7 protein-coding genes are annotated in these 14,491 nt (G+C 63.8%); 2 read left to right on the top strand and 5 right to left on the bottom strand.

Translation table 11 applies throughout. The features are described from left to right. Positions 1-90 precede the first annotated feature (90 nt). Together ACIPZ5_RS02540 and ACIPZ5_RS02535 are read left to right on the top strand one after the other, a co-directional pair. Positions 91-705: a ferric reductase-like transmembrane domain-containing protein gene (locus ACIPZ5_RS02540; protein ID WP_343595039.1), complete on the top strand. Its 615-nt coding sequence runs from the start codon at positions 91-93 to the stop codon at positions 703-705. Between the two features lie 14 nt (positions 706-719). After that, positions 720-1,205 carry a DoxX family protein gene (locus tag ACIPZ5_RS02535; protein WP_343595037.1) on the top strand — a complete coding sequence of 162 codons (486 nt, stop codon included), beginning with the start codon at positions 720-722 and terminating at the stop codon, positions 1,203-1,205. A 58-nt stretch (positions 1,206-1,263) separates the two neighbouring features. Here the strand turns inward: ACIPZ5_RS02535 and ACIPZ5_RS02530 are convergent, their stop codons facing one another. The 5 genes from ACIPZ5_RS02530 to ACIPZ5_RS02510 form a co-directional block, all read right to left on the bottom strand. Next, complete coding sequence (locus tag ACIPZ5_RS02530; RefSeq protein WP_343595035.1) at positions 1,264-1,824, bottom strand: DUF4174 domain-containing protein; 561 nt, start codon at positions 1,822-1,824, stop codon at positions 1,264-1,266. A gap of 215 nt (positions 1,825-2,039) precedes the next feature. Next, a complete protein-coding gene (locus tag ACIPZ5_RS02525) occupies positions 2,040-6,482 on the bottom strand; it encodes an NEL-type E3 ubiquitin ligase domain-containing protein (protein WP_400806461.1) in 4,443 nt (1,480 codons plus the stop codon). Positions 6,483-6,550: 68 nt separating this feature from the next. After that, a complete protein-coding gene (locus ACIPZ5_RS02520; RefSeq protein ID WP_400806459.1) occupies positions 6,551-11,038 on the bottom strand; it encodes an NEL-type E3 ubiquitin ligase domain-containing protein in 4,488 nt (1,495 codons plus the stop codon). A 78-nt stretch (positions 11,039-11,116) separates the two neighbouring features. Then, entirely contained in the window at positions 11,117-13,477 is a 2,361-nt protein-coding gene (locus tag ACIPZ5_RS02515; protein ID WP_400806458.1) for a DNA polymerase II, read from the bottom strand. 90 nt (positions 13,478-13,567) lie between these two features. Then, positions 13,568-14,488 (bottom strand): LysR substrate-binding domain-containing protein, encoded by a 921-nt coding sequence (locus tag ACIPZ5_RS02510; RefSeq protein ID WP_261940657.1) that lies wholly within the window; start codon positions 14,486-14,488, stop codon positions 13,568-13,570. Positions 14,489-14,491: the final 3 nt, after the last annotated feature.

Below are 14,491 nucleotides of genomic sequence, written 5' to 3'. Positions count from 1 at the left end.
GATACATAAAGCCACTTTCACCGACACACTGCAGATACCCGTCCCTCACACACTCCCGGTCACACAACGACACCCCGGGAGACCTCACCCATGAAGACGTTCACCCTGCCCTCCGGCTGGAAGCTGTTCGCCGCCCTTGCGGGCCTGACCTTGCTGATGACTGCCGTGGTACTGCTCAGCTCCGCGCCAGGCGCAGATAGCCTGCGCAGCGCCATCCGCGCCACTGCCCGCAGTTCCTTCGCGTTGTTCCTGCTGGCCTTCCTGGCCTCGTCGGCAGCCACGCTGCTGCCCGGCAGCGGCAGCCGTCGACTGCTCCGCGAACGGCGCTACCTGGGCCTGGCCTTCGCCTTTTCGCATACCGTGCATGGTCTGCTGATCTATCGCTACGCCCAGCAGTTTCCTGAACTGTTCTGGGCCGGGCGCACGGCCACCTCGAGCCTGCCCGGCAGCGTCGGCTACCTGTTCCTGCTGCTGCTCACCCTGACCTCGTTCAAGGCCCCGATGCGGCTGCTCGGCGGCCGAGCCTGGAAAGCCCTGCACAGCACCGGCATGTGGGTCTTGGCCGCGGTGTTCTGCCTGTCGTTCTACAAGCGTATTCCTCTGGGCAGCTGGTACCCACTGGCCTTCGCCCTGATGTTCAGCGCCATCGCCCTCAAACTGACCGCAAAGCTGGCACCACGCCGCGCTGCCAACGCCCTTTCCTGAAGCGAGATACTCACATGAATGCACTGACCCGTACCCTCAACCAGGCCGATCGCCTTGGCAACTGGACCGCCGACCTGCCGCTGCGGCTGTTCCTGGCCTGGGAGTTTTTCGAGTCCGGCCTGGAGAAGTTCAATGGCAGCAACTGGTTCGGCGACCTGCAGGGCAGTTTCCCCTTCCCCTTCAGCGCCTTGCCGGCTGAGCTGAACTGGCAATTGTCGATGTGGGCCGAACTGCTGCTGCCGCTGCTGCTGATACTCGGCCTGGGCACTCGGCTGGCGTCGGCGGGGCTGATGGTGGTGACCGTGGTGGCGATTGCCGCCGTGCACTGGCCTGCACAGTGGTCCAGCCTGGCCGAACTGGCGCAAGGCTATGCCATTACCGACCAGGGCCATGGCAACTTCAAGTTGCCGCTGATCTATCTGGTCGCGCTGCTGCCACTGCTGCTCAAAGGCTCTGGACGCATGAGCCTGGACCACTGGCTCAAGGCCCGATCACGGTAACGATTGGCTCGCTGTGGAGGGCCCGCCGCGTCACACTGGCGGCCCCCGCGCACACCGATCAATCGTCCAGGGGTTTAGGGGGGGCAGCTGGCTTGGCGGGTTTGGCGGGCTTGGATGGCTTGCTTTCCTTTGCCTCGGGCACAGGTGCCGCCGCCACAGGCTCCGGCACGCTCACGACCTTTTCGCTGGCCTTTAGCTCATCGACTGCCTTGAAGATCACCTGCGGGTCGATCTTCCCGCCTGATTCATCATCCTTGAGCACGTGACGCTCACCGTCCATGCCCACCAGGATCACCTTGGTGCCCTTGCTGGCGCCCAGCTTGAGTTCACGAATAAGGGCCATGGTGGTCTGCTGTTCGAGGTTCTTGTCCTCACGCTTGCCCATCATCTGGGCAACGCTGAACAGCACCAGTTTGCGCTCCTTGAACCCCGCCTGGGTGGCAGGATCCTTGAGATCCTCGTTCAACCCCCTCAAGGTGGGGTCGGCACTGCTCGGAGCGATGACGACCAATGGCCTGGCCTTGCCCAGTTCCTTGGCCAGCGGCGCATCACTGTCAGCCGCAAGCAGTGGGCCAGCAACAGCGAGCAAGGTGGCGAGGGTCATTGACCGGACGAGCATGCGAATCTCCTTATTTCTCTCGATAAACCAAAAGACTACGGATCAGGGAGAAAGATCCGACAAAAGCCTAAACCACCTGACGCGCATTGGGGCAGGCGAAAGGTAACTGGCCATTACCGGGAGCCCCAGGCTGATCCTAGCCAAGCGCAGCAGCCAAGGCATATGACCAGAGCATAGTCCAACCCGGCGCTGTGCTGCGCTCGCTTCTGCAGGGTTCATGGTGCCTCCATCCCTTGCAGCGCTTGCCGTGTCAACGCCAGCTTGCGCTCATGCTGGTCCACTTCGATCACGGCCTGCAGGGCCTGGATCTCAGCTTCGGAATGCAGGGCCGCCAGCTGTTTGCGGTAATGGTCAGGAACACGCAGGGCCTGTGCGTGGGCCTTCTCCAGATAGCGCTGCCAGAAACGGCACTGCACCATCCACTCTGCCAGGTCGTCGTCGGTTTCCTGCCCGGTCACCCAGGCCGCAGCTTGTGCAGCCCGTCGGGCGTCGACCAGGGCGGAAGCAGGAAAACGCATCATCTGCGTGTTGATCGGCAGATCGAGTTCGTCGCGCAAGTGAATGTTGTAGGCCAGCACCACCTCGATTTCCTCGAGCTCTGGCGATCGTTGTTGCCGGGAGCGAAAATCGCGCAATGCATAAGCGTTGAGCCGCGCCAGCCGCAACAGGCGCCTCGCCAGCCTGGCTAGCACCTGGGCCTGACTGGCACCCGCCGCCTCGTGCTCGGCGTGCCACACCAAGGCCCTCACCTCCAGTTCACTGAAATGAATGGCGGCGCCGTCACCACAGGTCTCGATCTGGGAAGCGGCAAACAGCTCTTCGCGCAAGGAGGCGAAGTCAGCCATCTGCTGCATGATGTTCATCACCCGCCGCGCCAGATCGCTACTCTTTGCGCCGCTGAAGTCGGCGGACTGCGTGAGTTCCTTGAGCAGACTGAAGAACTGCTCACATCCGTCCTCATCTTCCACCCTGGACCAGAGCGCGGCGAACGGTGCGCGTTGCTCATGGCCCAGGCGATCCAGCCAGAGCAGCCGGGTCGGCACGTTGCCAGGTGCTGACTGTACCGTTCCCATGCCCCTGGAGGCCCTGGCCTCGACCAACCGCTCACGCTCGGCCGGCGACAGTTCATTGCCCTCCAGGGTGACTTGGCCTCGTCGCCAGACCGGCGCGTCGTAGAAACCTTCGGGCAGTTCGCGAATGCGGTTGCCGCCCACATCGAGCACCTGCAGGTCCTGAAGCTCCAGCGCACCTAAAGGCAAGTGCGTGATACCCGTGTCACGCAATCTCAACTCGACCAGATCCCGCATCGCCTGTACCGAGAAGTTGGCACGCAATGGGTTTCTCGAAAGATTCAGGTAAAGCAGCGACTCGCAACTGGCTAGCAACGTGGACTGGAAAGGGTCCAGTTCGATCTGGTTGTCATACAGATCCAGCGACTGCAAGCGGCTGAGCTGCGCCAGCTGTGCTGGCAACCGCTGTAAGTTGTTGCCCATCAATTCCAGGGTGCAGACATTGGGAAAGGCGCGCAGGAACCCATCTGGCAGTACTTTCAGACCCGATTGCTCAAACTGCAGCACCCTGACATGCGGCAAGCTCACCTCGACAGGCAGCTCCGGCAACTCGTCCACGTCACGGCCGATCCAGCGCCAGCTGTACCCCTCTTCGTAACGGATGCGGTAACTCTGCTGAGGCACAATATAGCGCCAGCAGTCGAGCAGCCCATGCCTGAACTCCCGCCGCGCCTGCCGCTGTCTGGCAGTGGGGGCACGATGGGCCCACGCCTTGAGCTGACGATTCAGCACCTGCAGCTGCTGCTCGAGTTCCCCAATCAGTAGCGCCACGTCGCGTCCCGACTCGCGAACATCCTCCAGCCAACGTCGGATCTGAGGCTCGTCGTCGTCGAAATCCGGGTACAGCTCCGCCACCCGTGCTGCCAACGAACGCGGCCGGAACGTGAAGGCATCGAACCAGCCCGGGCAGCAACTGAGTGGATACCCGACGCACTTGCCCACCCTTTGCGGCGCCACCCACCATGCTGGCTGACGGGCGACCCCGAGCATCGCTGGCAACTGCGCACGTTGCTCGACCGCGCGCTCGACAAGGGCCTGTCGCAAGCTGTCGGACACCGGCTCGGCCAGCCCCAGGGCCTGCCACTGCGCTGCAGCAAGCGCCCGGGACATGACCTCGAACAACTCACCGGGTTCTCCCAGGCTCAGGCCTTGTGCATCGCGCAATGCGAAGCGCCCATGCCGATGGACCAAGTCATGGGGTGTGCCAGTGCCACGGGTGGTCAACAGTGGGCCTGGGGCCTGGCCGTCGAACAGCCGCCAAGCCGGGCCACTGGCGGCCAGGGTAAGGTGCTCGAACAGCTGCAGCACCACGCGCGCCAGGTCCAGGTGCTGCGGGGTATCTATCTGCATTGCCTCGATTGCACGTGAGACGCGGGCATGTATCGCACCGGCCCTTGCCAGCCTGGCCAGCCTGGGGGTGATGCGGCCAGAGTCCAACAGGGCCTGGCGATCGGCATCGGTGGCCGCACGCAGCACTGCATCGGCGCCCAGCACATGCAAACTGGGGAACGCCCGGCGCAGTGTCGCGATGCTCGCAGACTCGGGCAGTTGCAAGTCTTCATACCATTGTTGCCATAACGTCTGGCGGCTGGCCCAGGCCAGTTCGCCCAGCGCCGGTCCAGGCAAGCTTGCTGCGCCGGGCAAGGCCCGGGCATAGGCAAGCGCGTCCGAATCCTCGGTCACACGCCCCGCACGCAAATGTTCGATCAGTTGTGCCACGCGCCCGGCCAGGCGCGCGCGCAACACGGCATCGACCAGCGCCGGCTCCGGCGCCCTGCCGTACATGTGCAAGGCGCGCAGATCATCACTCGCCAGCCCCTGATTGGCCAGCACCTGATCGACCTGTCGGTCGCTCAACTGACTGAAGGGACTGCCCAGGCGCCGGAACAGGTAGCGAGGGTCAGCCCAATGGGAAGGCCGTTCGCACCATAGGCGCCAGGCGCCAGCGCCGTTATGGCGTAACAGGGGGCCGTGCCCCTGCTGTGGTCGTATCTGCCATTGTTCGTCCTCGCTGCGCTGCACGATGCTGTACCAATGCCCGTCCAGTTCCACCAGGTCATGCTCACCTTCGGCATGGATACCCAAGGCATCCGACTCGCTATCCGCGCCGGGCGCCGCGCGCCGGTATGCCTGCAGGTTCTGGTCCCATAGTTTTTCACTGCCATCTTCCAGCTGCGTCGGCACCAGGCCATCGACAAAGCTGGAGCCCGTCCAGGCCCGCCGCGCAAGACCAATGGCAACCCCGGTGAGCGCGACCAGTGCCGCATCCCTGGCGACCTTGGTCAGGTGTTCCAGCGCTGCTTGGGTATCCCCTTCGCGCCAGTCGTCGATACCCTGAAATACCTCGCCCAGCAGCTCCCAGACGGTTACCGCCAGCATCACGCCGCCCAGCGCCGGTACGAACAACCCTGCCAGGGTCCCCAAAACCCATCCTTGCTGCTTGAACTGCTGGTCGCGTTGCGCCTGCAGGGCTCGGTCCACTTGGGCCGTTGGCGTGACGAGCATCGCCGCATCGTCCTTTATCTGGGCGATACGCGCTGCTGGCAAATGATCGAAAAGCGCCTCGCTGACGCTCAGCAGGTGACCCGTCAGGCTGCCGCTGGTGTAGGCGGCGAAGAATCGCTGCTGATCACGAAGCTTGATGAAGCGGCGGAAAAACTGCTGGTATTGCCGATCCCCGAGGCGCTGCTCCAGCACTTCGCCAATGAAACCTTGCAGGCTCGGGTGGCCGCTCCAGGCGCCGTTGCGATCGCCCGGAATGTACACGAGGATTCGCCGTGTGGTGTTGCGCAACAAACCCTCGTCAAGCACCTGCAACACAATGACCTGTTGCACGTCGCAGCCACTGAGCTGCAGTTGCCGATAGCGCACCACCGAACCGTCCAGCTGCTGCAGGCGCGATTCCTTCGCCAGGGTGATGATCAGTTCCAGTTCACGGTCATCCAGCGCCCCGTCGCTTCTTGCCCTGTAGGCATCGACCAGCAAACCCTGGCGCAGCATCTGCGCCAGGGTTGCCCTGAACGCGTCATCCAGCACGCCATCCAGATGCTGCTGATAAGCCGCGCCCAGGTCCAGCTTGCGGCAGAGCCCCGCGAAGTCCGCCGCCGACCGTTGCCCCAGCTCCTTGCCCAACACATCGAACAGGCCATTGCGCCTGGGCTCACCCTCCCCGGCCGCTTCCTGGGCAGTGAAGTTGTTCAACGCAGCCTGATACAGCGGCGTGTCGGTATAGTCCCGGTCCATCTGCGGCCAGCGCCCGGTGGCCCATGTCGGCTTCTCGGTGAAGTAGTAATACCAGCGGCGCAGGTACAACAGGTCGACATCCACGTCGCGCTCGTATCGGCCCGCCAAGGCTTGGTTCAATGCACGCTTGACGAAGGCATCGACAGGCTGCAGACCCGCGAGGCGGGTAGCAAGCTGATGTCGATGCACAAGGCAGGCCTTGAGCGCCTGGCTGACAGCATCCAGCTGCACGCTATCCAGCCTGCCCAACCAGCCAGGCAGGCGCTCGGCGATCAGCTTGTCTTGATACGCCTGCTCCATGGCCAGATGCTGTTCCGCCGTGAGAGTTCGATCAGGTATGCCCATAAATGCCTCCGTCGTTTTCGAAGGCACGAGGTTAGGCGGTTCAGTGCCTGGCCCAGGCTAGATAACTACTACTCACGCAGCGATGCCTGCGGTACAGCCGGCGCTATGAAGACCAGGGGCAGGTTGCGGGAAATGGCTTCGCGAGAAAGCGCTTCCAGCAGGTTACGCTCGCGCTGCTGGATGCGCGCTTGCAGGCGGTCGATCTGCACCTGCCCGGCGTCGCTTGAGAGCAGTGTCTCCAGTTCATCGTACAAGGCTTGCGGTACACGCAGCCGGGCCTGGTACTGTTGCGTCAGGTGCTCGCGCCAGAAGTGTTGGGTAAGCAGGTAGTCAACCAATGCATCGCTTGACTGGGCAGACCTGACCAGGCGCTGGGCATTGACCAGGTCGTAGGTTGCAAGGTTGGCCACCCCGGGGTTGAGCATTTCGTCATGTTCGATGGGCAGATCCAGCGAATCTGCCAAGGCCAATCGATAGGCCAGCGCGAACTCGATCGACTCCTCCGGGCGGCCCGCTGCAATGGCATGCATCCCGGCCACCGTATCCAGCGTGTCAAGCCGCCAGCACTGCGCCCCCAGGTGCAGCAACGCGCATTCGCGCTCGCCTGACAATTCGCCGTGCAAAGCCTTCCAGACCCGCACCCGCACTTCCAGGTCACTGAAGCGCAGGGTTGCGTTGTCCTGGCAGTGTTCGGTCAACGCATGCTCATACAACTGCGCCTGCAGCGTCGGTCGCTCGTACATGTAGGCCAGCATTCTGAACACACGCAACGCCAGGTAGCGAGCCAGAAACCCATCCTGGAAGTCGGCCAGGGTGGTCAGCCGCGCCAGCAGGTGGAAGAAGTCCCTTGAAGCAGGCTTGCCATCGAGCTTGCCCCAGATATCGGCCATCCGGTCCCGCTGCTCACGGGTGACCAGGTCGAGCCAGCGCAACTTGAGCGGCACTTCGCCGTTGTCCATTTCATGCCAGGCGTCCGCCGCCAACACCAGTGGATTGCCGCTAAGCCTCACCCTGGCGCCGAGCCACAGCCGGGAGCGATAGAAGGCAAATGGCAGCACAGCAATGCGGTTTTCGCCCAGGTCAAGGGTCGTCAGCCGCGCTGCCTGCATGACGCCCGCGGGCATCTCCACCAACTGCGTGTTGCACAGCAGCAATGTGCTGAGATCAGGCATGCCCTGCAGCGCAAACGAGCGCCCCAGCGGGTTATGCGACAGATTGAGGTAGACCAGTGAGCCGGCATGCGCCAGCACGCCGTGCAAGGGTTCGTTCATCCGCAACTGGTTGCCCGACAGGTCCAGCACCTTCAGGCGTGCGGCCATGGTTTCGGGCAGCGACAGGCTGCGCAATCGGCAGTTGGTCACGCTCAGTGAACTCAGCGAGGGGAAGGCCCGAAGGAAGCTGTCCGGCACTTCGCGCAGTTGCAAGGTACGCAAGCCGATTTCCGACACGTGGGCGAAGCTGACTTCGGGCGGCAGTGCGGGTAACGCGTCCAGGTCGCTGCCATAGGTACTGAACACATAGGCGTGGTCTTCGGCAGCCGCACCCAGCTGGCGCGGCACCTGATAACGCCAGCATTCGAGCAGCCCTTGGGCGAACTCCCTGCGTGCCTTCCAGCGCCAGGTGCGGACAGTGGAAAACTGCCAGGACCTGAGGCACTGGCGCAAGGCCGTGAGCTGCTCCCGCAGTACTTGCAGCTCGGCAGCCGGGCTTCGTTGCGTCGCTCGCATGTCATCGAGCCAGCGCGCGACCGCTTCGTCATCCAGCCCCGGGTACAGATCACGCAACTCTGCCAGCAGGTTGACGGGGCGCCGCCGTTCCAGCCCGAGGCGGCGGCGCCATTGACTCAGCGGGTAGCCGACGCGGCCATCACCCAGCCGTTGTGGCATCCGGAAAAAACCAGGTTCATGCCTGATGCCGAGCCAATCTGCCAGTTTATCTTCCTGCCCCACCAGGCGGCTGGCCAGCGCAGCCCGCAAATGCGCAGCGAATGGCTCACCCAGCGCCAGTGCCGCACGCTGCTCGGGTGTGAAAGCACGGGCCATCACCTCGAACAGGTCATCGGCCGCCAGCACATTGGTGCCGCTTGCATCGCTGAGCTGGAACGCGCCAGCTCGATGGTGCAGGCGCCACACCGGCTGCCCAGTATTGGAATGGACAAACGGCTCCAGCGCGTCACCGTCGAACAGCTGCCAGGCTGGCCCGTTGTCGGCCCCCGGCAGTTGCTCTGCCAGCCTGAGCACGACACGCGCCAGGTCCAGGCCCTGCGGGGTGTCGAACAGCAGTGCTTCGTGCACCCGCAGGCAGCGAATGCGCCTGGCCAGTGCGGCTGCCGAGAGCTCCAGATGCGCCTGGATGGCCCCATTCAACAGCTCCTCAGCGCCCAGCCGATGCAAGCTGGGGAAGCTGCGCTGCAGTTCATGGGTATCCGTCGTGATGGGGTATTTTTCGTAGTACAGCTGTTGCAAAAATGACCGGCGCCGGTTCCACACCCGTGTTGCCAGAGCCTGCGACGAGAGCCCCTCGCCCCCCTCCCAGCGCTGCACGCGCTCAAGCAATTCAATGTCCAGGACAGCGTCGCTTCGCAGCTGGCTGACCAAGGCTTGAATGCGCTTGGCCAGCAATACTCGGCTCACGGTATCGACCAGGCAGGCTTGCGGCGCACGGCCACAGACGTGCAAACCGCGTAACTGGTCGGCGTCGAGACCATGGATAGCCAGTACCTGATCGATCTGTTCGTCATTCAGCTGCCCGAATGCATTACCCAGACGGCGGAAAAGCGCACGCGAGTCGTCCCAATCCAACGGCGATTCGCACCAGACTCGCCAGGCGCCCGCGCCGTTGTGGCGCAGTACGGGACCGTGACCCTCGCGGGGCAGCACTTGCCACTGCCCATCATCACGTAGGCGCACCGAGTAGAAATGGCTTTGCATCCGCACCCAGCACTTGTCACCCAGGCGATAGATGCCCTGTTCATCGGGCAGCGCCTGAACCGGGGGGGCGGCACTGCGCAAAGGTGCCATGTCGAACCGCCAGAGCAGCTCGCGGCCATCGTCGAGGCGAGCCGTGACCAGGTTGTCGACCAGGTTCCACTCCCGGCTCAGCGCGCGCACCGCCACTGCAGTGAGGCCGCCCGCAATGACGCTGCCGAGAATGCTCAGCAGGTGGTCCTGAGCGGCCCGGACATCGCCCTCGTCCCAGGCTTCCACGGCATGAAACACATGCTTGAGCATGTCCCAGGCGACAGCAGCCAGGACCACCGCATTGACGACCGGCAAGAACAGCGACGCCAGCCCCGCCACCGTCCACAAAGCCGAGATGAAGCGAGCCTGGCGCGCGTCCTGAACCTCGCGATCGAGCACCTTGACCGGCACTGCGATGAAGGCTGCATCAGCCTTGATCTGCTCGATCCGGGCCTGAGCCAGGTGATCGAGCAGCGGCAATGGATAATCGACCATGTGCTGGTCCATGTCCCGCGAAGCGGCTTCAGTCACGTCCATCAGTTCAAGGCCGACCCGGGCAAAAAAGGATGCTTGGTCACGGCGCCGGACGAAGCGGCTGAAAAAGCGCTGATAGGCCTCGTCGGCAAGGCGCTTGCCCAGCGTGCGACGAATGAAGGCGTCGAGATCTGTCGCCGCGTTCCATGGGCTAACCGGGTCTGCGGGAACATGCACCAATACTCGCCGGTTCGGGCCGAACCCAGTGCCACCGTCCATTTCGAGCACGACGATCTGTTCAAGCGCGCATTCGTAGACCGTCAGCTGGCGAGCCCGCACCGGATAACCGGCGAGTGAAACGGGCCGGTCGCCCTGGCACAAGGCAAACACCAATTCCAGCTCGGCGACCGTCAGCACTCCCTCGGCATGGGCCCGGCAAGCATCGACCAGCCAGGTCGCCGCCTGCTGCGCTTTCAATGATGCCCTTACGGCGTGCCCACTTGCCGTCTGTGCGGCGGGTGCATCGAGAATGGCGGCCAGGTGATCCTGGTAGCGTTGACCGAGGTCCAGTTTACGGCACCCCCTGGCAAACGCCTGGGCGCTCATCAGCCGCAGCGTCGAGCCATCGCGCTCCACCACGCGATCGCTGCGCGGCAGGGCCTGCCCGCTGGCTTGCGCTTCGGTGAAGTTGGCCAGGGCAGCATCGAGCAGCGGCGAATCATGACTGGCTTTTTCCCGCTGCGGCAGATGACCTGTGGCGAATTCGGGTTTGCCGGAGATGGGAAAATAAAAATGTCGGTAGTACAGCGACTCGCAATCGACCGAGGCATACAGGCTCTCGCGCAGGGCCTCCTGCAACAGCGGTTTGCAGTACTGCTGGATGCCCTGAATACGCGCCAGGTCCAGGCTCAGCCGTTGTCGGCAGACCAGGCTGGCCTTCAGTGCCTGCTGCAGCGCCGCCATTTGCCCGGCAGTCAGCACCGGCCCTTGCCTACCGCTTGCTGCAGAATCCAGCCGGAGCCTGGCAACCCAGGCTGGTAGGCCACGGGCGACCATGCCGTCCTGAAAGCCTTGTTCCATCGCCAGCCGGCGATCATCCAGAGGGTCGTCACCTTGTTTCATGTCGCACCTTCACGTCTTATGAAGAGGCAACGCTAATTCCCAGGCTTGCCGGCATGGGTTACATAGCTACCCCGCGGCTCAGAACAACAGCAGCTGGCGATCGGTGAGGGCACTGAAGTCATCACCGACGAAAGGCAGGATGGCATCGGCCACCGGTTGCAGTTGCCGACTCAGGTAGTGCTCATAGTCGATCGGCGCCTGCAGGTTCTCCAGCGGCTCGGGGCCTGCGGTGGTGATCAGGTAGCTGATCCAGCCTCCGCGCTGGTATTGCCGAGGGCGGCCCAGGCGGCCGTTGTAGTCATCTGCCAGGCGTGCAGCGCGCACATGCGGCGGGACATTACGCTGGTAGTCGGCCAACGGCCGGCGCAGGCGCTTGCGGTACACCAGCAACGCGTCGTGCTCGCCCGCCAACGTCTGGCGCACGTACTCGATGACATATTCACGGTAGGGTTGGCCACGGAATATCCGCCCGTACAGTTCCTGCTGGAAGCGCTGAGCCAGCGGCGACCAATCGGTGCGCACCGATTCCAGGCCCTTGTAGACCATGTTTTCGCTGCCATCGGCGCGCTGCACCAGGCCGGCATAACGCTTCTTGCTGCCCTCGTCGGTACCGCGGATGGTCGGCATCAGGAAACGCCGGTAATGCACCTCGAACTGCAACTCCAGCGCGCTTTCCAGCTTCAGGGTCGTGCGCAGGTGTTCGCGCCACCACTGGTTGACCTGTGCCACCAGATCACGGCCAATCCGCGCCGCAGCCTCTTCGTCATGGCCGCCCTTGAGCCAGACGAACGTGGAATCGGTGTCCCCATAGATCACCTCATAACCTTGCGCTTCGATCAGCGCGCGGGTCTGGCGCATGATCTGGTGGCCGCGCATGGTGATCGACGAGGCCAGGCGCGGGTCGAAAAAACGGCAACCGCTGGAACCCAGTACGCCATAGAAGGCATTCATGATGATCTTCAGCGCCTGCGACAGAGGCGCATTGCCCTCGCGCTTGGCCGCCTCCCGGCCCTGCCACACACGCTCGACGATGGCCGGCAGGCAGTGCCGGGTACGCGAGAACCGCCCGCCGCGAAACCCCTCCACGGAATGCTCGTCATCCGGCAGGCGCAAGCCTTCGACCAGGCCCACCGGGTCGATCAGGAAGGTCCGGATGATCGACGGATACAGGCTCTTGTAGTCCAGCACCAGCACCGAGTCGTACAGGCCAGGGCGCGAGTCCATGACAAAACCACCTGGGCTGGCCTCGTCCGGGCGGCTACCGAGGCTGGGCGCGACGAAGCCCAGGCGGTGCATCTGCGGGATGTACAGGTGGCAGAACGCAGCCACCGAGCCACCGCTGCGGTCCACGGCAAGGCCGGTGACCGAGGCGCGTTCCAGGAGGAACTCAAGCAGCCGGGTATGGGCGAAGATACGGGTGACCAGCTCACAGTCCTTGAGGTTGTAGCGCGCCAGGGCCGGCTTGTCCTCGGCGAAGCGGCGGTTGATTTCGTCCATGCGCTGGTACGGCGTATCGATGGCCTTGCCTTCGCCAAGCAAGGTCTGGGCAACGCTTTCCAGGCTGAACGAAGGGAAGCTCCAGGTCGCAGAACGCAGGGCCTCGATGCCGTCGATCAACAGCCGCCCCGGCGCATCGGCGAACACGTGGCCACCGCCGGCCTGGCTGCGCAAGGTCATCGGTGCAGCGTTGCGGCCCAGGGCCAGGGGCACCTGCAGCGCCTTGGCATGTTCGTGCAGCAGGCGCAGGTCGAACTGGATCAGGTTCCAGCCGATGATTGCATCCGGGTCGTGCTCGGCCATCCACTGGTTCAGGCACAGCAACAACTCGGCGCGGTCCGCACAATACTGCAGGTCGAAATCCAGCTCATCGGCCGCGCCATTGGCCGGCCCGAGCATGTATACCTGGCGCTGGCCACAGCCTTCCAGGGCGATGCTGTACAGCTCGCCGCGCTCGCTGGTCTCGATGTCCAGCGAGGCCAGGCGCAGCGCAGGGCGATATCCCGGCGAGGGCTTGAGCTGAGCATCGCAATACACGCCCTGGGCATCCGGCTGACCGGTGAACTGCACCGGCGCAGTGATGAAGCGCTCCATCAGGTAGCGCTCGGGTGGGCGTATATCGGCTTCGAACACGTCGATCCCGGCTGCACGCAGGCGCTGCTCCAGCTGCATCAACTGACGGTGCTGACGGGTGTACAGGCCAAGCATCGGCCGCTGGTCGAAGTCCTTCAGGCGCAGCGGCTTGAGTTGCACCCCCTGCTCCCTGGCCAACAGCGCACGGGCGTGCTCGGCCTGCGCCTGGGGGATGAACGCCACCGACTCCTGCGCAGCCAGGCGCAACAACCTTGGCCCGGCATCGGTTGCCAGCCAGAACTCCACGCAGGTGCCTTCGGGCGTGTCATGCCAATGCCGGGTCAGGACAAAGCCCTGTTGCAACTCCACTGCGTGGTCCTCGCCTCGTCTGCACGGTTGATGGCGACGATTCTACGCCAGCGCGCCGTCGGTACGAAGCCGATGTGCCGGGCCAGGGTTTCAGCCGTACAGGTAGTTGATGTCCTTGTAGGCCAGCGGCGGCACCTGGGCGAGCAGAAAATCGCGCAGCTTGTGCATCTGCCGTGCTTTCGGGCTGCTCTTGAGCCAGGTCATGTAGTACCCGTCACCGGTCGACACCGCGTGCTTGAAGGGGGTCACCAGGCGTCCGGCGCCGAGGTCGGCACTGGCCAGCACCAGGTCGACCACCGAAATACCCAGCCCCTGCTGGGCTGCCGAGATGCCCTGGTCAAGGGTGTCGAACACCTGGCCCTGGTCGATGCTGATGTCCAGTGCATCCATGCGTGCCAGCCAGCGCCGCCAGTCGCGCCGGTCGGGTGACGGGTGCAGGAACTCACACTGGCGCAGGTCGGCCAGCGCCGGTTGCGCTTGGGTCATGTAGTCAGGGTGGCACACCGGGATCAGCCATTCATCGAACAGCTTGATGCTCTCGACATCGGCCGGGAAACGGCCATTGGCCAGGAGGATAGCGCAATCGTAGGGCTCGGAGTAGAAGTCCACCGAGTCGATGTCCATCCACACGCTCGACAGCTGCACGCTGCAGTTGTCTTCGAGCTTCTTGAAGCCATCCAGCGCCCGCAGCAGCCAGCGCACGGTAAGTGTCGAAGGGGCTTTCAAACGCAGCCCATAACGGTCCTGGCGCAGCAGCGCGCAAGCGTTCTCGATGATCTTGAAACCGACCTTCAGTTCTTGGGCCAACAGCCGCCCATGCTCGGTGAGGCTCAACTTGGGACCACGGCGCTCGAACAGGTCGCAGCCGAACATGGATTCGAGCGTCTTGATGTGATGGCTGACCGCGCCCTGGGTCAGGGCCAGCTCTTCGGCGGCCCGGGTGAACGAGCCGTAGCGCGAGGCCACCTCGAAGGCACGCAGGGCGTGCAATGCTTGAATCCGTTCCGACATGAT

Source organism: Pseudomonas sp. NPDC089428, from assembly GCF_044749325.1.
In the GTDB taxonomy this organism is placed as follows: Bacteria; Pseudomonadota; Gammaproteobacteria; order Pseudomonadales; family Pseudomonadaceae; genus Aquipseudomonas.
The sequence above is the reverse complement of the archived record's forward strand: the minus strand, read 5'-3'. Positions and strand labels throughout refer to the sequence as shown.

What these genes read in the sequence shown, in the direction of transcription:
- ACIPZ5_RS02540 (WP_343595039.1), top strand. Translation starts at nt 91, where the DNA reads ATGAAGACGTTCACCCTGCCCTCCGGCTGGAAGCTGTTCGCCGCCCTT.
- ACIPZ5_RS02535 (WP_343595037.1), top strand. Translation starts at nt 720, where the DNA reads ATGAATGCACTGACCCGTACCCTCAACCAGGCCGATCGCCTTGGCAAC.
- ACIPZ5_RS02530 (WP_343595035.1), bottom strand. Translation starts at nt 1,824, where the DNA reads ATGCTCGTCCGGTCAATGACCCTCGCCACCTTGCTCGCTGTTGCTGGC.
- ACIPZ5_RS02525 (WP_400806461.1), bottom strand. Translation starts at nt 6,482, where the DNA reads ATGGGCATACCTGATCGAACTCTCACGGCGGAACAGCATCTGGCCATG.
- ACIPZ5_RS02520 (WP_400806459.1), bottom strand. Translation starts at nt 11,038, where the DNA reads ATGAAACAAGGTGACGACCCTCTGGATGATCGCCGGCTGGCGATGGAA.
- ACIPZ5_RS02510 (WP_261940657.1), bottom strand. Translation starts at nt 14,488, where the DNA reads ATGTCGGAACGGATTCAAGCATTGCACGCCCTGCGTGCCTTCGAGGTG.